This window comes from Gilliamella sp. Nev3-1, from assembly GCF_001690435.1.
GTDB lineage: Bacteria > Pseudomonadota > Gammaproteobacteria > Enterobacterales > Orbaceae > Gilliamella > Gilliamella apicola_C.
In genome coordinates this window covers 56560-80852 of sequence record NZ_LZHN01000003.1, presented here as the reverse complement: position 1 = coordinate 80852, position 24293 = coordinate 56560, and the positions used below count along the sequence as shown (strand labels likewise).

Genomic DNA, 24293 nt, shown 5'->3' with positions numbered 1-24293 from the left:
TGGGGAAAATTATTGTAAAGTAATGTAAATATGTGTGTCAATTAACATTACGTAAATCCTCAATAAAGACGATTAAATCACCGTTTTTAAATGATATTTTAGCCAAATCACTAATAATTTTGTTTCTTAAACTAACACTTCCACCCAATGATAGCGTTTGCTTTGTTAAGGGATACTGAAAACCAGTGATAGTTAAACCTGTTACTTTTGAAAGTGGCATTAGTGAAATAATACGATTTTTTACATTAGTCATCTTTTGATAACGTTTGGCAAAAAAGAAATGACAATAATTATCATAAAATGTTATTTGAAATCGATGATAATATCTCATTGCAACAGAAATATTACCTAAAAAGTGATCGCTAGCATGACCGCAAGCGCCATAAATATCGAATGTGGTTACGCCTTTATCTGCTAAAAACAAGATTGCCTTTTCAAAATCCGTTTTATTTTGATCGGGAGTGTGGATAATTTCAGTTTGCTTTGGAATGGTAAGGTTATTATTGAAACTATCTAAATCACCAATAATAAAATTGGGTATAATCGGTGAGTTAATCAAATAGTTATGATAAGCGCCGTCAGTTGCTGCAATATAGGTATAACTATCTAAATTGTTGGGGTAAAACTTCGGCGGCTCACCATTGACAAATAGTAGGGCTGTATTTCTTTGCATGATTACTCTCTCAGATGTCTTTATCCGTTAAGCCGTAACATCTTGCTTTCTGGGATGAAATGTAAGGGGTAAACGACGGTGGTGGTAGTCATTCACCCATTGTTTAGTATGTGAAGGATGTTAAAAAGCTAATGTATAAGCCATAATAATTGCATCTTCTCGTTTACCATCAGTTGTTGGGTAATAGCCTTTTCGAACTGTTATTTGGTTAAAACCCAATGATTGATATAGTCTCATTGCTGGTGAATTTGATTGCCTTACTTCAAGCCAAAGTGTTGTAATTGGGCTTGGTGATGTTATGGTTATTAATCTCTCTATCAAGTGGTTGAGTAGATCTTTAGCCAGCCCTTGTTTTCTAAAATTGGGATGGATAGCGATATTAAATAACTCAGCTTCATCGAATGCTTGGTGGCAGATACAAAATCCTACTAGCTGATTATCGACAGTTATTTTAAAATTTAAATACCCATTCCCGTGGTTTGAAAAGAATGTCTGTTTTGACCACGGTATCGCATGGCAGATCTGTTCTAATTTGAAGGCTTTGGTTAAATCATTTTTTGTTAGGGTGGAAATCGTTTTCATATTGACATAATTGTTGCCAAAGTTGGCGTTTTTGTTGTGATGCATTTGCAAGTAAGTCTAAACTTATGGTTTGAATTGTAAGTGAATGCTCCCAATGCTCATCAGGTTTAATATCAATAAACCAAACCACGGTTTTAATCTCACTAGCAGGTATAATAAGCTGTGAAGGCGTTAAGACCAGTACTTGCTCTTCGGTAAGACGAATAGCATTTAAAATATCAAAATAGATTTTTTGCGTTGGTTTTTGTTCGGCCACAACGATTAAACGAATCTCGTCACTAATGTGTGTGGATACTTCACCTTTCAATACGGCTGGTCTGCGCAAAACATACTGCGTTATATTGCATTGCTTTAGGTACCAATCTTGTTGCGTCATTATCGACTTAAGTTTTTTATTAGAGATTAAAGGTGGTTAATTGTATAATCAACGCATCAATTTATAAAGGTTTTTCATCGAGGAAATATGGCCATATCCACTTTTACTCCTGCAAGTCAGGTTCTTGAGCGCCGCCAAGCATTTTTTAACGATAAAAATGTGGTGATAGCAGGTGATATCCAAGATAGTTATCCATCGGTTATGTCAGCAAATCAAGTTAAGATTCATTGCACACAATTTCATACGTATTTACGTTTAAAAAATAGCGCACGAGGCAATCATACCTATTTTTCATTGTTGCCAGAAGCGGATTTTTACGTTGGAATGAACACACTGATTTACTATTGGCCCAAAACGAAAAGTGAAGCGCAGTTTCAGCTATCGTATTTATTACATAATATGCCTAAAGGGAGTGATATTTTTATTATTGGTGAAAATCGCACAGGCGTAAAAAGTGTTGAATCTTTATTAGGCGATTTTGGGACAATTCAAAAAATAGATAGCGCAAGACGTTGTGGGTTATATCATTTTCAGGCAGAAAACCGTTTAGCGTTTGATCTTAATGAGTGGTGGTTAAGTTATCATTTAACTATTGAAAATCAAGATATCGAAATTAAAAGTTTGCCAGGTGTATTTAGCCAAAAAGGGTTAGATGCAGGCAGTGAGTTATTATTAAATGCATTAATAGATCATGCTGATATTATAAAAGGCAATGTATTGGATGTGGGCTGTGGCTCGGGTATATTATCTACAGTGCTTGGTAAATTATGCCCTGATATAGAACTGACGTTATCCGATGTTAGTAGCGCAGCAATTGAGTCAAGCAAAATGACGTTAGCTAGTAATAGTGTAAATGGGGCCGTTGTAGCCAGTGATGTTTTTTCTCATTTAAATGATAAATATCATCTTATTGTTTCGAATCCCCCTTTTCATGATGGTAAACAAACCAGTTACACTGCGGTTAATTCCTTAATTAAGGAAGCTAAAAAACATTTAAAATTAAATGGTTATTTGTGCATTGTGGCAAATTCATTTTTACCGTATCAAGCCATTTTAGATGAAACATTCAAATGTGTTGAAGTGATAGCCCAAACGACTAAATTTAAAGTTTATTTAGCAAGCCATTAATAAGTGAGGTTTGTTTATTTTTTAAAGAAAAGGATGCGTTGCAATACATATCACAAGTTTTATAAATAAAGGGGCGATTTTATCACCCCTTTATTTTAAAATGTAAATAGTTGTTAGATTTAAATTGATTTCACTATTATTGATATCATATCTAGATTATGAGAGGGCTTCTTTTAATGCCTGCATTTCATTATAGGTAAAATCACAGCGCGTAAATTCTTGATCAAGAAGAATAGGAACAGAGTTGCTTTCACCGACTACGGCCAACGCATTACATTTATTTCTAATCCTATCACCTATAATGATTGGTCCACCGTTTGAGTCTTTATTAAAATTGGCTGCATATTTAGCATTTATTCCTTGTGCATTGTTTGCACGATATAAAGCAGTTATTATTTTACCATAAGAGACTAATTTAACTGGCACAATAACAGGTGTTAATTTTTGCCCATTAATTTCCTTGATAACTTTTGTCATTTTATGTGTTCTTAAAAAACATCCTAAACTCATCCATGTAACCAATAACAACAAAAGAATAAGACCAGTAGTAGCCACAAATACAGTTCGCATATTATCAATAGCTAAATTGAGTGTTACTAGTGATGGATCATCGGCAGAAGCCACAGTTACAACTTGGTAATTTCCTTTTTTCCCTCCAATGAAAGTATAATCACGCTTAATAACTTGTCCTGTATCAGTGGTAATTTTCACTGAACAGTTATCAACCGCACGTTTTGCACGACATGTTCCTTCTACATCATAGTTAACCACAACTGGATTCCGTGATATTTTATAATCAGTAATTAATCCAGGATAATTTTTCAGGGCTATAAACATTGCTAACCCAAAGAAAAATATTGCCGCAAATATTCTTCTTATTTGATGTAATGAGCCCTCTTGCTTTAGCTTCACAACTTTTAAAGGGCGAGTTGGAAATACTTCTACTAATTTATTCGTCAATCCCATTTTATCAATATACTCCTTACTAAAATAAAAATTTCATGTCTAAACTAAAATTGTGTTATTAAAGGTTAACCTTTAATAACACAATAAAATTAACAAGTTATTACTTTCTTTTATTAAATTGGGCTAAATCTTATCATAATATTTATTTTATAGGAATCACTCGCGTTGTTTCAGTGATTTGAAAAATGATATCAAATTAAATAACTCTGGAAAACTGTTGCTGCCTTGCCATTTTTCGCATATAAATATCAAAGCACATACAAATGTTGCGTATCAGTAAATGCCCTTTACGTTGAACTTTAATTATCTTGTCATTTACTGTGACTAATCCATCTTGTTGCAATGGAGCGAGTAGTTTTAAGTCTTCAGCAAAATAGTTATCGAACTGGATATGAAATTGTTCTTCTATTGCTTTTTTATCTAAATAAAAGTGGCAAATGAGTTGCTTGATTACATCTCGACGAATGATATCATCTTGATTTAAATTAAATCCTTTCCATAACCCATGACCTTTTTGTTCAACTTGACTTTGATAGCTACTCAGATCTTTTTGGTTTTGCGCATAACTATCACCTAACATACTAATGGCTGACACACCCAGCCCTAGTAAATCCGCATCTCCTTGCGTTGTGTAACCTTGGAAATTGCGGTGTAATTTATTTTCTTGCTGAGCAATAGCCAGCTCATCAGCGGGTTTGGCAAAATGATCCATACCAATAAAGTGGTAACCAGCATCGGTTAATTTTTTGATGCTGGTTTGTAAAATTCGCAATTTTTGGTCGGCATTCGGTAAATCATCATCTTTAATTTTACGTTGCGCGGCAAAACGATTTGGTAAATGAGCATAATTAAATACACTTAAACGATCGGGTGAAATATCTATCACTTTATTGAGCGTTTCGGTAAAGCTTTCTACGGTTTGCTTGGGTAAACCATAAATTAGATCTAGACTAATAGAGTGAAAACGATTTTTTCGTGCCTGATTAATAAGAGAACGTATTAGTGTTTCATCTTGTTTGCGATTAATTAGATTTTGGATTTCGTGGTTAAAATCTTGAATCCCCATACTCAACCTGTTAAAACCAACACTCGCTAAGTGGTCGATGGTTTGTGGCGTAATTTCACGAGGATCGATTTCGATCGACAGTTCGGCATTATCCGCAAAATTGAAGTGCTTTTTTAGCGAAGTAATCAGCCGAGTAATTTCATCATCAGTTAAAAAAGTCGGCGTACCCCCTCCCCAGTGCATTTGTGTTACAGTGCGTTGTTTGAATAATTTTGCCCGTTCGGCAATTTCAATATCCAAAATATCGAGGTATTTGGTGACTTTTTTTGTTTGGCGAGTAATGAGTTTATTACAACCACAAAAGTAACAAAGTTTATGACAAAACGGAATATGTACATAAAGCGATAATGGCTTTGTAGGGTAACGTGTGGCGGCCGATAAAAAGTCCTGCTTGCTAAATTCTTCATTAAATTCAAGTGCAGTAGGATAAGAGGTATATCTTGGACCAGAATAGTTATATTTTTCAATTAACGCCTGATCCCATAATTGCATATCAGTCATGCTGTTACTTCCGTTTAAATCTCTGTTTAGTGCTGTTATTTTTATCGAATTTTCGTATCAGTTTTCGATGATTTCTAATTTTTGTTTTAATTTTTATTTGATTGGTTTTATTTAAATATAACAATGTGCAAATTAATAACCCAAAATATAAACTTAGCATAATTAATATTGGCATTATGATTCGCTCGCTTTTAAGTTATTAATTAGAGGCATAAAAAATAAAGGTTGTGACATTAAATCACGAGCCGAAACTTAACTATTACAATGGCATTCCAGCTCGCATATCAGAAATATACAATCATGAGTATTAATTATATTTTCCTACCATTAGTTTCGTTTTAACAAACTAACAATATCTTCTTTCTTGTCGTCTTGATCTTCAATATCATCAAAATCGTCGTCAGTATAACCGAGCTCTTGCATTAACTCATCAATTCGATTTAATTTACTATCAAGATAAGTTTGTTGCTCTTTAGTTAGTTTGCTATTTTGCTCGACTAAATCCAGTAACTGATCTAATTTTGGATCATTTTCTAGTTGTTCTAACTCTTGTTGTGGAGATAAATTTGATGATAAAACCATTTTAGTTGGTTTAGTAGGTTGTTTAGCTTGTGTGACATTGCTTGAAGTTTCCGCAATTAAAGAAATTGGCTTTTTGCTACCCACACGTGGATCTTTGACTGTTTTTGTCGAATTTTTATTCTTGTTATTCTCTTGATTATTAAAGCGGGAACCACTTGGCAAACCTTTGTGTTTACGTTTACGCTTTAGTTCACGAGATTCTTCATTGATCTCTTGACGGCTTTTCTTAGTTTTTTGTTTCGATTTATTTTTTAACATACAATCTCAATTTAATACCAGAGTTAAAGATTTAGCTAGTATTTTAACAGTAACTTGACCAGATAGCTATGATGAAGCATCAATGCTAATTTGTGATTGTAAAAAATGAGATTTATGTATAATCTGAGCCAACTATTTGAGAATTAATTGCAATAGAGAAACATAAAACATGAACAATCATTTAAGCCCTTATATGCAATTTAGTCGTAAAGAGTGGGCTAGCTTACGTAATGCAGAGCCAATGACATTAACTTGTGACGAGTTAGTCTCTCTACAAGGCATTAATGAAGATCTGTCAATGGATGAAGTAAGTGATATCTATCTACCTTTATCCAGATTGCTTAATTATTACATTAGTAATAGTTTTAGTCGGCAGGTTGTTTTATCTAAATTTTTAGGCAAAAGCCAAAAAATTCCTTATATCATTGGTATAGCAGGAAGCGTTGCTGTGGGGAAAAGTACTACAGCTCGTGTATTGCAAGCATTATTATCTCGTTGGCCTGAGCATCGCAAAGTGGCTTTGGTGACAACTGATGGTTTTTTATACCCCAATAAATGCCTTGAAGAACGTGGAATAATGAATAAAAAAGGCTTTCCGCAATCTTATGATATTAAAAAACTGATCAATTTTGTTGCTGATATTAAGTCTGGCCAAGCACAGGTTAAAGCCCCCGTTTATTCTCATTTAGTTTATGATATTGTTCAAAATGAACAAATTATTCTCGATAGCCCTGATATTTTAATTCTTGAGGGATTAAATGTGTTACAAGGCGCTGTAAATTATGCACAAGCCAATAATCGTGTTTTTGTTTCTGATTATGTTGATTTCTCAATTTATGTTGATGCCGATGTTTCGTTGCTACACAATTGGTATGTCAATCGTTTTTTAAAATTTAGAGCAGGAGCATTTAGCGATCCCAATTCTTATTTTAATCATTACTCAAAATTGCCAGAGCAAGAAGCGCTTAACATCGCAAACCGTCTTTGGCATGAAATTAATGAATTGAATTTAATAGAAAACATCCTACCAACAAGGGAAAGAGCCAGCCTTATCCTAACTAAAGGCAAAGATCATAAAGTTGATTGTGTTCAATTAAGAAAATAATTTAAAAAGGGGAAGAAGATCGATATGAAATTAACAATAAGATCAATTTGTAAGTTAATTTTTTTAGTATTAACAGCTATCGCTTTTATACCTAATATTTATGCAGCAAATCATGACGAATATAAAGGTGTAACTTGTTTTAGCAAAAAACACATTATGGAAAAACAAATTGATAAGGCAAAAAAGGCGGGTAACTTGCACCAAGCTCAAGGGCTTGAAAAAGCATTACATGATATCAATACATATTGTAATGATGATGATTTAAAAGCTAAATACACCGAAAAAGTAATTGAAAAGACTAAAAAAGTTGCCGAAAAAGAGCAAGCTTTAGCTAAAGCGCAAGCAAAAAGAGACTCCCAAAAAATAGCTAAACAAAAGCTAAAATTAAGTGAAGCTCAAAAAGAGTTGAGAGAAGCTAAAACTAAATTAGCTGAATTTTATAAAGAAATTCAAGCTAAATAAGGATGTGAATTCAAGCATAATTAACACCTTATTTACTGTCACTGATTTAGCGTTGAATATGTTCAATATATTTACATATATGAAAATAGAATATAAAATATTCAGCATTTTCAATACAATGGATAAGGTTATTTTAATTGCTAGCTTTTGGAAGAAAACATTCGGCGGTTTATCGGCAAGGTATTTAATACGACAATATTTATTTAGTTTTATAATTACTCTTCCTCCTTTATGTACCCTGATCTTCAAATTTAAAATGCCTGAAAGCATATATACAGTGATAGCTCTTTTAATATTATGGGGTTTATATCCATATTCTCGATTTGTTTATGAAAATGTTATTAGTTATATCGTTGGTGATAATACTTTCATTGTAAGTACAGAAACATGGCTCGTTACTAAATTCTTTACAATGGTAATATGCTTTGCTTTTAGTTGGGTGCTTGCTCCATGTGGGTTATTATATTTATATTTTCAATCATCTAAGTTAGGATAAAGCGCTTATAACTAGACTTTTTTATTTAAAAAGAGTATGGTGTGCGCTTTGTTACGTGGTTCGTGAACCTCCCACGCTAAAAAACTAAGGAAAATTATGAATAAAGTTACACTACTTGGCGATCAATCTGTTCGCTATCCTACAACCTATTGTCCTGAAATACTCGAAACGTTCGATAATAAACACCCAACTAACGATTATTTTGTTAAGTTTAATTGCCCAGAATTTACTAGTCTTTGTCCTATCACTGGGCAACCTGATTTTGCGACGATTTATATTTCATACGTACCTAATATTAAAATGGTTGAAAGTAAGTCACTCAAGCTATATCTATTTAGCTTTCGTAATCATGGTGATTACCACGAAGATTGCATCAATATTGTTATGAAAGATCTTATTAAACTAATGGATCCTAAATATATTGAAGTCTGGGGAAAATTTACCCCTCGCGGTGGAATCTCTATCGATCCTTATGCAAATTATGGTAAAGCCGGCACTAATTGGGAACAAATAGCGATGAGCCGTTTGGCTAATCACGATCTTTATCCTGAAAAAGTCGATAATCGCTAATTCAATTTACCCTAACAGGAAACTCTCAATGCAAACTCGTAAAGCACTAGTGATATTTTCTGGTGGGCAGGATTCTACTACCTGTTTACTGCAAGCCATTACTGATTATGGTCGTGAAAACGTCGAAACCATCAGCTTTCAATATGGTCAACGTCATGCTATTGAGCTTGAAAAAGCCAAGTGGATTGCTGAAGATCTTGGCGTTAAGCAAACAGTAGTGGATACCTCGGTGATTAAACAGACGACCAATAATGCTTTGATTGATGATTCACAAAAAATCACCGCAGCCAAAGAAGGCGATTACCCTAATACTTTTGTGGATGGACGTAATATGCTGTTTTTGCTTTTAGCTGGTTGTCATGCCAAGCAACACGGTATTAGTGACATTATTATTGGCGTTTGTGAAACCGATTTTAGTGGCTACCCTGATTGTCGTGATATTTTTATTAAATCAATGAATGTATCGATGAATCTTGCTATGGATTATAATTTCAATCTTATCACCCCTTTGATGTATTTGACTAAAGCTCAAACATGGGAAATGGCTGATAAACTGGGTTATTTGGGTTATGTCCGTGACCATACTCATACTTGTTATTACGGAATTGATGGTGGATGCGGCAAATGCCCGAGCTGTATTCTTCGAGATAAAGGATTAACAGAATACCTTAATCATTCAAATTAATTGAAACACTGGGTTCACTTACCCCATTAAAAAGGACAAATTTATGCACCTGAACGCTAATTCAGAACATATAAACCAATTTACTCACGCACAGCAAATCAAGGCTCTAAGCTGGCTTTCGTTTTTTCATATTTTGGTTATCGCTTCCAGCAATTATTTAGTACAAATTCCATTTGATATTTTTGGTTTTCAAACCACTTGGGGGGCGTTTACTTTTCCATTTATCTTTCTTACCACTGATTTAACTATTCGGGTATTTGGAGCGAGTTTAGCTAGGAAGATAATTTTTGTGGTGATGCTCCCCGCATTGCTATTTTCATATGTGATTTCCGTACTATTTTTTGAAACACATTGGGTTGGTTTATCGGCATTGACGGAATTTAATAGTTTTGTTTTTCGAATTGCATTAGCTAGTTTTGCAGCTTATTTAGTTGGACAATTGATGGATATTACTGTCTTTAACTATTTAAGAAAAAATAAATCGTGGTGGGTTGCACCAACAGCATCGGCTATCTTTGGGAATGGTATTGATACTATTGTCTTTTTTGCTATTGCCTTTTATCAAAGTAGCGATGAATTTATGGCAAATCATTGGGTCGAAATTTCTTTAATGGATTACAGTTTTAAAATTATCATTTGTGGCTTATTCTTTTTGCCTCTTTATGGTGTGATTTTAAATTTTATCCTAAAAAAATTAATTTTTGTCTCCAAAACTAATTAATCGTTATAACCTAAATTTCACTGACTTATCTTAATAAACTAAAACTCATTAATTATTTTTGATGAGTTTTAATTCTATTTTCAATGCATACAATAAAGACTATAAAAAACGTTCAGAAAAGTAATTGATTTTATTGAAGTTTTTCTTTCTGGTATTTGCAATAAAATTGCTCAATCTGTTGCTACACGCTTTGCTAAAAAGCGAAGAACTGTGCATAATATATATATAAAATATAATCAATATCAATAATAATAAAATATGAGGTGGGAGGTGGACAAAGTATGGCATTAGTAAAACATTTAGCTATATTTAGCCTATTGTTAGCTTTAGCGGGGTGTGACAATAAAGAAACAGAACAAACAGCAAATGCAGAGCAATCATCACCGCAATTAGCAACAGAAGTTATTGATAACAGCAACACGACCAAAATTGGTGAGCCTAATGAAAATAATAAAATAGCGCAAGATCAATCACCAACAACGGTTTTTAATCCCACACCAGAATTAATCGAAAAATATCATGGTAAGGCCTTAACGGTCATAGATAGTTCCGAAACCATTCTGGATGGTTCTAGCACGTTGGTTGTAACCTTTTCTGTTCCTTTAAATCCTAATCTTAATTTTTCTAATTTGCTTCGTCTAGTTGATAAAAAAATGGGTAATGTTGATGGAGCTTGGGAGCTGTCAGATAATGGACTCGAATTAAGACATCGATACCTTGAACCCAACCGTGAATTAGAGCTCACTATCGATAAAATGTTAGTTGCAATTAATGGCAACAGCTTAAAAGAAGTCTACCAAACCGAATTTAAAACTCAAGATCGCCAGCCGTTTGTTGGTTTTGCCAATAGTGGTGTTTTATTGCCTAGCAAATCAATGAGTGGTTTACCGATTACTACGCTTAATGTTAATAAAATTGATGTTAACTTCTTTAAAATTAAACCTGAACATTTATCGGATTTTATTTCTGATTATGGGTTTATTAATCAAATAACAAGTTGGAACTCAAATAATATCAATAAATTTGCTGATTTAGTTTATTCATCTCGCTTTGATCTTAACCCTAAACGTAATTTTCAAGAAACGGTATTGCTTGACTTATCCTCAATTTCTCAATTACAGCAAGAAGGTATTTATTTTGCCGTTATGAATCAAGCGGGAACTTACAATTATTCCAACCCTACATCACTATTTTCGATTAGCAATATTGGTATTGCTGTTCATGCGTATGAAAATGGTAAATTATCAGTGCTTACGCATGCACTAGACAATGGTCAGCCTCTTGGCGACGTTGACATATTGATTTTATGTAATAAAAGCATTCGAGAGAGCAATAAAAACTGTTCCACCATTTTAGCTAAAACTGATGCAGACGGTTATGCTGAAGTAACCTTACCAAAAGGTATGGATTATGCTTTACTTACCGCAAATAAAGGGCAACAAATTTCTTTTGTAAATTTAGATCGTAATGCATTAAATTTAAGCAAGTATAACTTAGTCGGTTCGGCTTTTTATCAAAAACAGCTATTTGTTTTTGGCGCTCGTGATTTATATCGCCCTCAAGAAACGGTTTATTTTAATGCGCTTTTACGTGATGCTAATGGTAAGCCATTGCCAACCCAACCTATTGTGGTTGATGTTATGTTACCTGATAATCAAATTGTTGAAAATTTTACTATCAATGCTAAAGCTGACTCAAATGGCTTATATCAGTGGCAATATGTTATTCCTGCTAATGCAGCAACAGGTAAATGGGCTTTTCGTTTTAATCTAGGTGATGATAACTACCGTTATGCCGGGTTTCATGTGGAAGAATTTTTGCCAGAACGCATGGCAATGGAAATTACAACCACATCAGACAAGCCGGTTATCTTGGATAAGAATGTTAGTTTTAATGTTAAAGGTTGGTATCTTTATGGTGCTCCAGCAATAGGTAATAACTTAGAAGGTCATGTTTATCTCAAAAAAGCAGATTCAATTGCTAACTTAGCCAATTATAAAATTGGACGTGTGACTGATGATAATCTTGATCGCCAACTTGATAATATTGACATGGTTCTGGATAAAAATGGGATTGCACAAGTTGGCATTGATACTAGCGATTGGGGTAAATTAAGCTCTCCAATTAAAGTTATTTTACAAGCAAGTTTGCTTGATTCTGGTGGACGCCCTATTACACGTTATGCAAGCCAAACAATTTGGCCAACTGAAAAAATGCCTGTGGTACGTGCGTTGTTTTCTCAATCGCTTTATTATGATTGGTCAACAGATCGTTATGAAAATAGTCCCACAGTTGATAAAGGCGCTAATGCTGAATTTGAAGTTGCCTATGTCAATACTGACGGAAAAAAGCTAGCATCAAATCATTTAAAAGCAAAAATTATTCGTGAACGTCGCAACTATTATTGGAGTTGGTCTGACGATGCAGGGTGGCACCAAGAATCTAATTCCAATGAATTTGTTGTTCAAGAACAACCACTAACTATTGATGAAAATGGTACAGCTAAAGTGAGTTATCAAACAGAGGATTATGGATCTTATCGTATTGAAATTGTTGATACTACAAATAATATTAGCAGTAGTTTACGTTTTCGGAGTGGTTACAATTGGGAAGATAACACAAATGGTACAAATGCTGTTCGGCCTGATCAAGTTAAACTAAGCCTTGATAAAACTGCTTATTCAGTTGGTGATACCGCTAAAGTACGTGTACAAGCTCCTGTTGCTGGATCAGGCTATATTTCACTTGAAACCAATGACGGAATGTTATGGAAAAAAGATATTGCTGTTGATGATCAAGGTCTAGATGTTGAGATACCAATTAAAGACTGGGGACGCCATGATATTTATATTAATGCTATGATCATTCGTCCATCAACCGATGCTGCTGTACAAACAATTAAAAGAGCAATTGGTTTACTTTATTTGCCAATTGACACGTCAAATCGTCAATTAACCGTGAGCCTTGACGTTCCGCAAAAAACAGAGCCAGAAAAAACAATTCCAATTAAAGTTAAAATGGATAAAAACGCAATACAACAAGATCACAAAGTAACCGTATTGGTTTCAGCCGTTGATTCGGGGGTATTGAACATTACTGGTTTTGCAACACCTGACCCATACAGTGCATTCTTAGGGCGTAAACGCTATAATGTTGATCTTTATGATGTATATGGCAAATTGATTGAAGGCAAAGGGCGTAATGTAAATATAAGTTTTGGGGGGGATGCTTTACTCGGCGCAGAAAATACAGGGGGTAAAACACCATTAACTGACGTCAATATTGTTGCCCAGCAATTGCAAACTATCGAACTGAACAATGAAGGTGAGGGGGTTGTTAATCTTACTTTACCTGATTTTAATGGCGAATTGCGCATAATGGCTCAAGCATGGGATGATAGCCGTTTTGGTAAAGCAGAACAAACTATGATAGTTGCTTCACCAGTAATTGCAGAGCTATCCACTCCGCGATTTTTATCTGGTGGCGATCAAGCCACATTAGCGCTAAATCTTCATAATTTAACCGAAAAAAAACAAACAATACAGCTTGAAGTTTCAACAGGAGGTTTGATTTTTCAAAATTCGGTAAACACTACAGCAATAACTTTAGAAAGCAAGCAAAGGCAGATTATTCAATTGCCTGTTGTTGCTAATTATGGCTATGGGCAAGGATCTATAACAATTAATGTTAAAGGGATTTTGTTAGATGATGGTTCAAATTACCAAATCAAACGTTCATGGCATGTAGGCGTTAGACCTGCTTATGCTGCGACCACAAAATACTATGCGGCAGCAATAAATGGTGGTGACAGCTGGGTTTTACCTGAAGATAGTATTGCCGAAATGATTGAAAATACGGTTGATGGTAAATTGATTGTATCAAATCAACCACCGCTGAATATAGCTCAGTATATCAAGTCGTTATTGTCCTATCCGTATGGCTGTTTAGAACAGACTATTAGTAGCTTAATGCCATCATTATATGCAAACCAAGAACAGCTGGCTGCATTAGGAATCAAAACTGAATCGGATACCAAACGTCGCGAAAAAGTACAAGCAGGGATTTCTCAAATATTATCAATGCAACGTAATGATGGTAGTTTTGGTTTATGGACTAAAGATAGTGCAGAAGATCATTGGTTAACCGTGTATGCGACCGACTTTTTATTGCAAGCTAAAGAGCGTGGTTATAATGTTAATAATGCTGCACTTGATGCGGCTATTTCTCGTATTAACCAATATATTTATGATGTGAATGTATTTAATAGTTTACAAAACTATAATGATAATTCACAAGTAAGTGACTACACGCAATTTGCAACTAAAGCTTATGCTTTAGTTGTACTAACCAAACAAAATAAAATCACTGTACCTGTACGTAATGAAATTAATAAAATGTATCAACAGATCACCGAAAGCGATTTTAAGGTGTTTTCGCCGTTGCCAGTTGCTCAATTAGCATTATCAGCCAAACTTGCAGGTTTTGAAAATATCTATAACAGCTTAATGCCACAAGTATTTACAAAAAGTTACGACAATCAATATCCTTGGCTTGGAGAGTATGGCAGTGCAGTTCGTGATAATGCGTTAATTTTAGCTTTATTGATTGAAAACAAGTTGAGTATTGATAAACAAGCTGACTACTTAATCCATTTATCTGATTTACTCAATGATACTCGCTATTTTTCAACCCAAGAGCTTAGTGCATTATTTGTGGCGGGTTGGTCATTGGATCAATATAAATCTTCAAAGCAATTTAATGTTACAATTAATAAACAGAGCAATGATGTAGATACTAGCTTATCACGCTCACTCGATTTTGCTAATTTAGCAAATGGATTAACGATTTCGAATCCAGAAAATGCACAGCCACTTTATATTAAATTGACCGTTTCTGGTTATGGTAAAAAACCCCCTGCGCCAACAAGTGATGAAAATAAATTAACAATTAATCGCTCTTATTATGATTTAAAAGGAAATAAAATCCAACCTGATCAGATGAAAGTAGGTGATTTAATGGTGGTTTTATTAGATGTCAACGCTCATAAAGAAGCTATTCATGATGCATTAATCGTTGATTTCTTACCTGCTGGACTTGAAATAGAAAATCAAAATCTAACTAACAGTAGTGTCAGCTTACAGGCGATCCCTGAATTAGCCAACCTATTGAAAGATGATGATAGTAATGATATTAAATATCAAGAATTCCGTGACGATAGATTTGTTGCTGCGGTTGATATCAATCATTATGTGAGTGAAGATTCTTATCGTTCACGGGTAGCTTACTTAGTTCGGGCTGTAACAGCTGGTAATTATAGGATTCCGTATCCTTATGTTGAATCAATGTACCGCCCAGATAGATTCGCTGTTGGTCAATCGCTTAACTTCATGTCTATTGTTGAACGCAAATCAGAATCGAATAATGCCGAGCAATAATAGCATTGGTATTAGAATTGATTAATAAAATACAAACAAAACGATGATCCGCTAACGAAAGTTAGCGGCACCATTTTATATTAAACCATAGATTTTTTGAGGCTTTTTGACAAAAATGAAAAAGCGCCTGCTAAAAATTCTGGCTTTATTGCTTTTTGTACTCCTACTACTAGTTGGTATTTTTTTTATTGCCGATTGCTTATTTCCAATATCAATAGCAAAACAAAAAAGCACACAAACAATTCTTGCACAAGATGGCACTCCTCTTTGGCGATTTGCTGACGAAAACGGTGTGTGGCGATATCCTATCAAATTAGATGAAGTGCCCAATGATTATCTTGATGCTTTATTAAATTATGAAGATCGCTATTTTTATCATCATTTTGGCATTAATCCAGCATCATTACTGCGCGCAGCTTGGCAAAATATTACCAATAAAAAAATTATTTCAGGTGGTAGTACTATTTCAATGCAGGTTGCAAGGCTGCTTTACCCTCACGATCGCACCATGATAGGTAAGCTGAAACAAGTGTTTCGAACGCTACAACTTGAATTGCGCTTCAAAAAAGATGAAATTTTAACTTTATATATTAACCATGCACCATTTGGTGGCACAATTGAAGGTTTAGGCGCTGCCAGTTGGTCATATTTTGGTAAAGCACCAAAAGCATTAACGCATAGCGAAAGTGTCTTATTAGCTATATTGCCTCAAGCTCCTAGTCGTTTGCGCCCAGATAGATACCCAGAACGAGCCAAAAAAGCTCGAGATAAAGTTCTAACAAGATTATCTCAATACCAAATATGGTCGCCCGATATTATAAAGCAAGTTCAAAAAGAAGAAGTCTGGGTTTATCCACGTAAAAAAACACAGCTTGCGCCTTTATTAGCTCGCAGACTCAGTCAGCAATACCCTAATATTGACATTATTCATTCAAATATCGATCTATCCCTTCAATATAATCTTGAAGATATTGCTAGAAATCGAAAAAACCAGTTACCACCTAAAACTTCACTTGCTATTTTAGTTGTCGATCATACCGATATGACTGTAAAAGGTTATGTTGGCTCAGCTGATTTTAATGATAAAGAACGATTTGGCCAGGTTGATATGATCAGTGCACTACGTTCACCAGGATCAACATTAAAGCCTTTTATTTATGCATTAGCGATTGATGATGGCATGATTCATTCTGAATCATTATTGCAAGATACGCCTCGAATTAACTCTGATTACCTTCCTACTAATTTTGATAAGAGCTTTTATGGTCCAGTAAGTGCTTCAGAAGCGCTAAAAAATTCGCTAAACCTACCAGCGGTTCAGCTAATTGAACACTATGGTCCTAAAAGATTTACCGGTAACCTTGTGGACATTGGTTTATCCCTTGTATCTACTGGTAATAATCCTAATATTTCATATATATTAGGAGGCGCATCGCTAAGAATGGATAATTTAGTTAGCGCATATAGTGCCTTTGCACGTCATGGACAAGTCAGTCCTTTACGATTTACGCAAATCGAACCACTGTTAAGTAAACCATTTATTAGTGATGGAAGTGCATGGATCACAAGGCAAATGTTAATTAATAACCAACAACTTGCCTATAAAACAGGGACTAGTTATGGCTATCGTGACGCTTGGGCAATGGGTATCAATCCTCGCTATTTAATTGGTATTTGGGTTGGCCGCCCAGATGGTACCCCCGTTGTTGGTCAATATGGTGCTATCACAGCGGTGCCAATTTTGCGACAGGTTAACACGCTATTATTAAACAAAGAACGGCGATTGAATCGACCATTACCCGTGGTGACCAAACCAGCAACCGTTACCTTACACAAAATTTGCTGGCCATCAGGGCAAATACTGTCAGTAACTGATGAAAACTGCCATCGTCAAAAAAGCGCTTGGATATTAAATAACATGGTACCGCCAACGCTTGATACTCTTGCATCGCTTAATAATAACATCTATCGTTCAGGCTGGACGACTATTTGGGTAAATGATAAAGGAAAACTAGTATCAGCAGATTGCAGCAATGCGCATAAAAAACAAATTGCACTTTGGCCAATAGCATTAGAAAATTGGTTATTACCCAAAGAGCGCCGACAATCAAGGCTCCCTGAGGTTGATAAAAATTGCCCAGTTCTTGGTAAAGATACCTTTTCGCCACTGAATATTATCGGATTGCGCGATAAGCAATTGGTAAAACGCCTACCAGGGCAAAACGATGTCACAATTGATTTAACACCACAAGGTGGCAATGGTGATAAATGGTGGTTTCTAGATGGCGAGCTAATTGCGCACACCCATAACGAGCAAAAAACATCCTTAACTATCACTCAAACAGGCTTACATAACCTTTTATTGTTAGATCAGAGTGGGCAAATTGTGCGAATGGCATTTACTTTCGATTAATCATATAGAAAGCAAGCTTGTGGCTGTTGGGTGAGCATTATTTGTAGAATTTGCTAGCGCTATTCACTGTATTACTCAGTATAGTTACAGGCATCAGAGTAAAATATTTAAAGGAGCATATTGTTAATTGATCTTTTCTTCCATCACATTTTACAAATGCCCCCCTTCATTTTTGTATTGTAAAATTTATATTAGATATCGCAATTTATTGATGAAAAATTATAATAAAACCTAATCACTATTATAAAATTTTAAAAAAGGCATAACGCTACCATCAGGCATAAAAACACGATCATTATTTTTTTCTTTGTTCAGAGTAGTTTGATCAACATTGTACCCTAAAAGATTAGATAAAATATATTTATTCATCAACCCACTTAAATAACCAGTTGGGTTTCGAAACGACTCTATAAATTGACAGTTATAACGATCATTTGTTGATATAAACATAAACGGAATTAAAAATTGGTCAACATTTGTGTTGTTTACACCATGCCCAACATTAACGATTTCGCCATGATCCGAGGTATAAATTAAGGTATAATTATCGCTATATTTGTTAATAACATCATACAATGCTTTCACTGTACGATCTGTATGATGGATGGTCAGATCATATTTTTCAGCATCAGGTAAAGCTTGCTTATCAATTTCATCATAATTTTCATAAGGTTGATGACTTCCTCGCAAATGTACGAAAATGAATTTTTTCGGTGAATTGTCTTGCTGAAGCGTTTCCTCTAATAGCTGACTTAAATAAATATCATGCATATCTTTACCAAAAGCGACAACATCGCTCTTACGTGCAATAAAACCAAATTTAGTATCAAATGACCCTTTAATCTCCTGAGCAGGTGAGGCTAGCCAATAAGTTTTGTAATGATTGAATTTAGCCATCTCAATAATCGATTTATTATTAAATAAATTATCATCGCTTTCTGGGACATTAAATGAAAGTGTTAATGCTAATGAATCTCTTGTAATAGCGGCAACAGAGTGGCTGTTTTGAATAATACAAGCACCATTTTGACTAAAAATTTTGGTTATAAACGGTGTTGTTTGTTTAAAAAAAATAATTCTTTCTCATTTGTTATTTTGATAAAAAACATTTTAGTTAAAAAAATTTTAAAAAAATTAATCGATTATTTTTATTAATATTAACATGATTAATAATGAATTTACGCCAATTTTTTTTTATTTGCCATATTGGCAAACTATAAAATTAAGTATATTATACACCCACTTTCTGATTGGAAAGTGATATTTTAAAATAAAAGAAATGTAAGAAATATTTAAAGGAGAAAACTATGATGTATTTATCAGCACTTCGTGCTCAAGCTAGAACTTTTTTAGGTAAATTTGCTAAAACCGAAGAAGGTGTAACTGCGATTGAATACGCAATCGTTGCAGCTGGTGTTGCGGCTGTTGTTTCAGTTATTTTCAAGGGTCAGTCAGGTGGTCCAGTTTATGATATGTTATCTAACGTATATACCAGCTTACAAGCTAAAGTACAAAGCATGTTGGTCGTTAATGGCGGTGGTGGTCAGAACAACCCTGCTCCTTAATTAGTGCTATGTAACATTTGAAAGTAGACGGTAACAAGTTACCGTCATCATCTAAGATTAAAGCTACTAGGAAGTGATCGGTAGCTTTAATCTGTTTTTAGTAGAAGAGCATGATGAAATATAAAACATGGATAATGAACAATTAAAATTTCCTAGTGAATGGGGTAAAGTTCGTGATTTGGTTTTTCAAGTTCTTGACTTAGAGCTAGTTGAACAACTAAAAAACGAACCCGCCAGAATCCAGCGTGAAGTGCAGACTATAATCAGAGATATTGTTAATTCAGGTAACGTTCATATTACAGCTGACGAATTAAATGTATTGGCTGGTATGATTTGTGATGAAATTGTTGGTTATGGTCCAATTGATTCATTAATGAAAGACGAAACTGTCAACGATATTTTAGTAAATGGTCCGTATAGCATTTATGTTGAACGAGGAGGAGTCCTCAGTAAAAGCGAAAAGTTTTTTATTAATGAGCGACAGTTACTTGATATCGCAAGGCGTTTAGTCAATAAAGTTGGTAAAAATATAGATGAATCACACCCGTTAGTTGATTCACGAATGCCTGATGGTAGCCGCCTTAATGTTGTGATTCCGCCCATTGCAATTGATGGCACCTCGATGTCAATTCGTAAATTTGGAACGGGGCGTCGCACATTCCATGATTTAATTAACTATGGCTCACTAAACGAAGATATGGCTAATTTTTTAGTTATTGCAGCTCGTTGTCGAATGAATATTATTGTTTCGGGTGGAACAGGCTCTGGTAAAACCACAATGTTAAATGCATTATCTGGATTTATTGGTGAACATGAACGAACCATTACACTTGAGGATGCAGCCGAATTAAAACTACAACAAGACCATGTGGTTAGAATGGAAACAAAAGCGGGTGGAGAGGATGGGCGTGGCAAAGTGACCATGCAAAATTTATTAGTTAATGCCCTTCGGATGAGGCCAGACCGAATTATTTTAGGGGAATGTCGTGGTGAAGAGGCCTTTGAGATGCTTCAGGCTATGAATACAGGACACAACGGTTCAATGTCGACATTGCATGCTAACACTGCTAAAGATGCCTTATCTCGCCTTGAAAGTATGATTATTATGGCTCAGCCAGAATTACCCATAGTTGCAATTAGGCACTATATTGCTTCTTCTGTTAATTTTATTATTCAGGCCTCTCGCCTTCCAGATGGACAACGTAAGGTGATGAGTATTACTGAAGTTGTTGGCTTAGAATCTGAAAATATTATCACCCATGATGTGTTTAAGTTTCGTATTAGTGATGAAAGAAACGAACAAGGCAAGATTCAGGGTGAATTTGTTTGTAATGGGTTAATAAAACGATCTGCACTTTATGAAAGTGCTCAATATTATGACATGTCAGACGTGTTAGAAAAGCTTATGTTAAATGCAGTGGGGATCAAATCATGATTCTTGTTCTTTCCGTTATACTTATTCTTATCTCTATTGCTAATATTTGGATTTTACGTCGTCGTAGAGGACGATTACAAGTTTTTTATAATCTGGAAGTTAAAAATAAATCATTATCTAGTTTAGTTGAAGAGCAACTAAGAACACAAAAACTATCTTTTTGGGAGCGATTAGGCTTTGATTTCAATGCACTATTCGGTTCCTACTATAATTTGCTTATAGTGGGTCAATCTAAAGCACGTTTGCTTATTTATATTTTTGCAGGTGTTGTGGCAGGGGTAGTGATGAATCAAAAGTTTTTCAATTACGCTAATTATATAGTAGTTCCATCTAGTGCTATTTTTACAGTTTTCATAATTCTTTTTTTGAAAAAAAGAAAGCTGAAAAAAGAATTTTACGAAACGTTTCCCGAAGCATTGAATATCATCTCAGGTGTGGTCTCTTCTGGTAATGCAATAACAACAAGCTTTAAAGTATGTGGAAACGCAGTGGACGGGATTGTTGGCAAAACAATGAAAGAAATAGATAGGCGGATAGAAATTGGTGAAAGTGCTGAGGGAGTTTTGTTAAATTCTTATCAGCGGCTTCCTTTTCCAGAATATTATTTCTTTATTTTAACAATTATGGTCAATCTTGATGGCGGTGGGGAGTTAAAAGAGGTTCTTAATAGGTTAACCAAAATGCTATCTAACAATCGAATACTAACGAAAATAAGGGATGGAAAAACTGCGGAACTAAGAATGTCAATGATAATATTAGGTTTTATGCCTTTTGGTTTTATTCTTTTACTTAAGTTTCTCTCAGAAGAAAATTATGGGTATTTAGTTGGTACAACGGTTGGTCACTATATTTTGTACTATATTGTAGGGAGTGTAGTTATTGGTTATTCAACTATCAAAGGAATGATTAATAAGATCATTTAAATTATGACTAGTTTGCTAAATATATTATTTCCAGTTATTTTAATTTATCTTGGTGGCAAAGAATTGATTAATTCGTATCAACTGCATCAAAGAAAAGAAAAAATTGGTTTACTCTTAAATAATGAAAGCAAAGGAAAGAAAGCGATTAACCTTAGAAAGGATATTGGTCAAAAGAATGTTTCCTTTGAAAGAATTGCAGCTAAAAATAGTGTTACCCTTAGTTTTTTACGCCGTTTTCAAGAAGAAAACAGCTGGAAAGTCTATGCGGTTATTGTTGGTTTTTCGTTTTTTTATCTGATAAATCAGCTCTTTTCTTTTGTTGCACTTGAAAGCGATATATTATTGATTACTTTGCTGATAATTATTATTGTGGTGATTTTTGTGCCTGAAAAAATAGTGAAAAGGCAAACAGAAAAAAGAATTAGAAAAATTTCGCGAGATTTACCGTTGATCATTGATATGATGGCAATTATGGTTAAATCAGGCATGACCATTGAAAATGGTTTTAAGTATTTAAGCCTAAGAACGAAACCAATTAATAAAGATATCGCAGTTATTTTGGAGAGAGCTTGTTTAATGATGGAGGTCAATGGTATTGGTCCTTCTATTGATTTAGTTCAGCGGGAAGTGCCAAGTAAAGAGGTTAGAATGTTTTGCACTACGTTAAAAAGAAGTATTAGTTATGGTAGTTCAATTTATGATGCTTTATTAGAGTTATCAGCTGAAATTAGAGAAATACAAAAATTAACCATAGAAGAAAAAATTGCAGCTATTGCCGCAAAAATGACAATACCAATGATGATTTTTTTTCTAGTACCTGTTCTTGTTGTTGTTGTTGCACCTGTTATCATGAGTATTATATCAACATTTAGTAATAGTTAGGGATGTAGAGATAATGAATTACTTTTCAATATGCTGTAAGCCAAGAAAGTTAATAAAGCCGAAATGTATTGCGGTCTGTTCAGTATTGTTTTTTGCCATTGGGTGCCAAAATAGCACCTTAAAATATGATTTAAATGAACAACAAAAAATTTATATTCATGAAACAACAAAAAATTACGGTGGTTTAATTGAGCTCTATAAGCAACGCTTACAGCGCTCTGACACTGAAGATACAAGGTATAAACTTGCTCAAATCTACTACCTTTCTAATGATTTTGAAGCGGCAAAAAGGGTATTATCGCCAGTTTTAAATAAAAGCAAAAATGATAAGCTTTTTGTTTTGTATGGTCATGTTGAGTCTAGAATGCGGAACAATGACACAGCATTAGCATATTTAGACAAAGCGATTGCAATCAATCCTAAAAATGGTGAAGCATATAATGTAAAAGGCATTGTTTTGCTAAAAAAGAAACAATATGATGCAGCGCGTTATGCATTCAATCTAGCTAGAGAAAACTTTTATGATGAAAATAAAGTTACAAATAACTTAGCGATGCTAGCCATTTTGAATAAAGACTATACTGAAGCTTATAAACACCTAAATATTTTATATACTAAAGGATATCGTGATCAGACAATTCTTCATAATTTATTTTATACATTGGTGAAATTAAATAAAATTAAATTAGCTAAGTCATTTTGTTTAGCTCATAAGTTATCTAATGAACCAGAAATTTTAATTCAAGAATTAAAGCAGATCGAACCAGATAATGCGATAAAATTTAATGAAATTACGCCAGCACAAAGTGATAATCAAAAGCAATATTCAGTTGAAAAAGTAGCATCGCAGCAAATATCCAAAACAGAAATGGTTGTCAAGTCAGAAAAAGGAACAAAAATACGAGCTGATGATAAGTCAGAAATTAGTGCTAAATTAGCAAATGTGGCTAAATTGGGAACGACAGAAAACAAATCTAAAATAGTTACTCAACAATCTAATGTAGCTAATCTAGAATCGGTTACTAACACAACTGATTCTAAACAGAATAGCCAAGCAAATCAGGCAACGCCAAAGTTGACTATTTTAGCAGTTCGATCGGGTGAGCACGGTAAGTATAGCCGAATTACCTTAGAAACAGATACTCAATTGGGTAAAAATCAATATTTAGTTGAGAAAGTTTCGCCAACAGAATTCAAATTATCGTTCTATGACGTAAACATTTCTGCCGAACGAATAGATTATATTATTAATCAAATTTCTCGTAGTGATCGCGATTTTGCTAGTGTTACAGGAAATTTAACCACTGAAAAAACATTAATTCTACAAATAAAAACAAAGCAGAACTCAATATTAAAAGATTTTTATGCTGGTCCTAACTCTAAGGGTAAGGCTCACTGTTTTGCATTTGATTTTTATTTAGAAAATAAATAAGTGCAAAAAATAACTATAAATATAGCACCATAGGGAG

Annotated in this window: 20 protein-coding genes and 1 riboswitch; of the genes, 13 read left to right on the top strand and 7 right to left on the bottom strand. The window is 34.2% G+C overall.

The window, feature by feature from the left end; translation table 11 throughout:
- Positions 1-37: 37 nt before the first annotated feature.
- The 3 genes from A9G40_RS00475 to A9G40_RS00465 all read right to left on the bottom strand — a co-directional run bounded on the left by A9G40_RS00475 (position 38) and on the right by A9G40_RS00465 (position 1631).
- A complete protein-coding gene (locus A9G40_RS00475) occupies positions 38-673 on the bottom strand; it encodes a thiamine diphosphokinase (protein WP_065581423.1) in 636 nt (211 codons plus the stop codon).
- A 120-nt stretch (positions 674-793) separates the two neighbouring features.
- Entirely contained in the window at positions 794-1255 is a 462-nt protein-coding gene (gene rimI, locus A9G40_RS00470) for a ribosomal protein S18-alanine N-acetyltransferase (RefSeq protein WP_065581422.1), read from the bottom strand.
- Positions 1224-1631 carry a DNA polymerase III subunit psi gene (locus tag A9G40_RS00465; protein ID WP_065581421.1) on the bottom strand — a complete coding sequence of 136 codons (408 nt, stop codon included), beginning with the start codon at positions 1629-1631 and terminating at the stop codon, positions 1224-1226. The genes rimI and A9G40_RS00465 overlap by 32 nt, the downstream gene beginning before the upstream one ends.
- Positions 1632-1724: 93 nt before the next feature.
- On the opposite strand from A9G40_RS00465, the gene rsmC reads away from it, so the two are divergent.
- A complete protein-coding gene (rsmC, locus tag A9G40_RS00460; protein ID WP_065581463.1) occupies positions 1725-2759 on the top strand; it encodes a 16S rRNA (guanine(1207)-N(2))-methyltransferase RsmC in 1035 nt (344 codons plus the stop codon).
- A gap of 156 nt (positions 2760-2915) precedes the next feature.
- Here the strand turns inward: rsmC and A9G40_RS00455 are convergent, their stop codons facing one another.
- The 3 genes from A9G40_RS00455 to yihI all read right to left on the bottom strand — a co-directional run bounded on the left by A9G40_RS00455 (position 2916) and on the right by yihI (position 6132).
- Positions 2916-3725 carry a hypothetical protein gene (locus A9G40_RS00455; protein WP_065581420.1) on the bottom strand — a complete coding sequence of 270 codons (810 nt, stop codon included), beginning with the start codon at positions 3723-3725 and terminating at the stop codon, positions 2916-2918.
- Positions 3726-3921: 196 nt separating this feature from the next.
- A complete protein-coding gene (gene hemN / locus A9G40_RS00450) occupies positions 3922-5292 on the bottom strand; it encodes an oxygen-independent coproporphyrinogen III oxidase (protein WP_065581419.1) in 1371 nt (456 codons plus the stop codon).
- A gap of 327 nt (positions 5293-5619) precedes the next feature.
- A complete protein-coding gene (gene yihI / locus A9G40_RS00445; protein ID WP_065581418.1) occupies positions 5620-6132 on the bottom strand; it encodes a Der GTPase-activating protein YihI in 513 nt (170 codons plus the stop codon).
- A 169-nt stretch (positions 6133-6301) separates the two neighbouring features.
- Here yihI and coaA point away from each other — a divergent pair, with 169 nt between their 5' ends.
- From coaA to pbpC, 7 genes are all read left to right on the top strand, one after another.
- A complete protein-coding gene (gene coaA, locus A9G40_RS00440; RefSeq protein ID WP_065581417.1) occupies positions 6302-7237 on the top strand; it encodes a type I pantothenate kinase in 936 nt (311 codons plus the stop codon).
- Between the two features lie 24 nt (positions 7238-7261).
- A complete protein-coding gene (locus A9G40_RS00435; RefSeq protein ID WP_065581416.1) occupies positions 7262-7699 on the top strand; it encodes a DUF1090 domain-containing protein in 438 nt (145 codons plus the stop codon).
- A gap of 545 nt (positions 7700-8244) precedes the next feature.
- Positions 8245-8289, top strand: a riboswitch (PreQ1 riboswitch).
- A 2-nt stretch (positions 8290-8291) separates the two neighbouring features.
- Positions 8292-8765: a preQ(1) synthase gene (queF, locus tag A9G40_RS00425; RefSeq protein WP_065581415.1), complete on the top strand. Its 474-nt coding sequence runs from the start codon at positions 8292-8294 to the stop codon at positions 8763-8765.
- Between the two features lie 28 nt (positions 8766-8793).
- Positions 8794-9450 carry a 7-cyano-7-deazaguanine synthase QueC gene (queC, locus tag A9G40_RS00420; RefSeq protein WP_065581414.1) on the top strand — a complete coding sequence of 219 codons (657 nt, stop codon included), beginning with the start codon at positions 8794-8796 and terminating at the stop codon, positions 9448-9450.
- 70 nt (positions 9451-9520) lie between these two features.
- Complete coding sequence (locus A9G40_RS00415) at positions 9521-10171, top strand: 7-cyano-7-deazaguanine/7-aminomethyl-7-deazaguanine transporter (RefSeq protein WP_141671984.1); 651 nt, start codon at positions 9521-9523, stop codon at positions 10169-10171.
- A 281-nt stretch (positions 10172-10452) separates the two neighbouring features.
- Positions 10453-15606: an alpha-2-macroglobulin family protein gene (locus tag A9G40_RS00410; RefSeq protein ID WP_065581412.1), complete on the top strand. Its 5154-nt coding sequence runs from the start codon at positions 10453-10455 to the stop codon at positions 15604-15606.
- Between the two features lie 115 nt (positions 15607-15721).
- Positions 15722-18019 carry a penicillin-binding protein 1C gene (pbpC, locus tag A9G40_RS00405; protein ID WP_065581411.1) on the top strand — a complete coding sequence of 766 codons (2298 nt, stop codon included), beginning with the start codon at positions 15722-15724 and terminating at the stop codon, positions 18017-18019.
- A 231-nt stretch (positions 18020-18250) separates the two neighbouring features.
- Here pbpC and A9G40_RS00400 read toward each other — a convergent pair whose 3' ends face one another.
- Entirely contained in the window at positions 18251-19093 is an 843-nt protein-coding gene (locus tag A9G40_RS00400; RefSeq protein ID WP_255307284.1) for a sulfatase-like hydrolase/transferase, read from the bottom strand.
- Between the two features lie 233 nt (positions 19094-19326).
- On the opposite strand from A9G40_RS00400, the gene A9G40_RS00395 reads away from it, so the two are divergent.
- From A9G40_RS00395 to A9G40_RS00375, 5 genes are all read left to right on the top strand, one after another.
- Entirely contained in the window at positions 19327-19584 is a 258-nt protein-coding gene (locus tag A9G40_RS00395; protein ID WP_065581409.1) for a Flp family type IVb pilin, read from the top strand.
- Between the two features lie 127 nt (positions 19585-19711).
- A complete protein-coding gene (locus tag A9G40_RS00390) occupies positions 19712-21019 on the top strand; it encodes a CpaF family protein (RefSeq protein ID WP_081302092.1) in 1308 nt (435 codons plus the stop codon).
- Positions 21016-21942, top strand: a complete 927-nt coding sequence (locus tag A9G40_RS00385) for a type II secretion system F family protein (RefSeq protein ID WP_065581408.1) — start codon at positions 21016-21018, stop codon at positions 21940-21942. Before A9G40_RS00390 ends, A9G40_RS00385 begins: the two co-directional genes overlap by 4 nt.
- Positions 21943-21945: 3 nt before the next feature.
- Positions 21946-22824: a type II secretion system F family protein gene (locus tag A9G40_RS00380; RefSeq protein ID WP_065581407.1), complete on the top strand. Its 879-nt coding sequence runs from the start codon at positions 21946-21948 to the stop codon at positions 22822-22824.
- A gap of 13 nt (positions 22825-22837) precedes the next feature.
- On the top strand, positions 22838-24256 hold the full coding sequence (locus A9G40_RS00375; protein ID WP_065581406.1) for a tetratricopeptide repeat protein: 1419 nt from the start codon (positions 22838-22840) through the stop codon (positions 24254-24256).
- Positions 24257-24293: the final 37 nt, after the last annotated feature.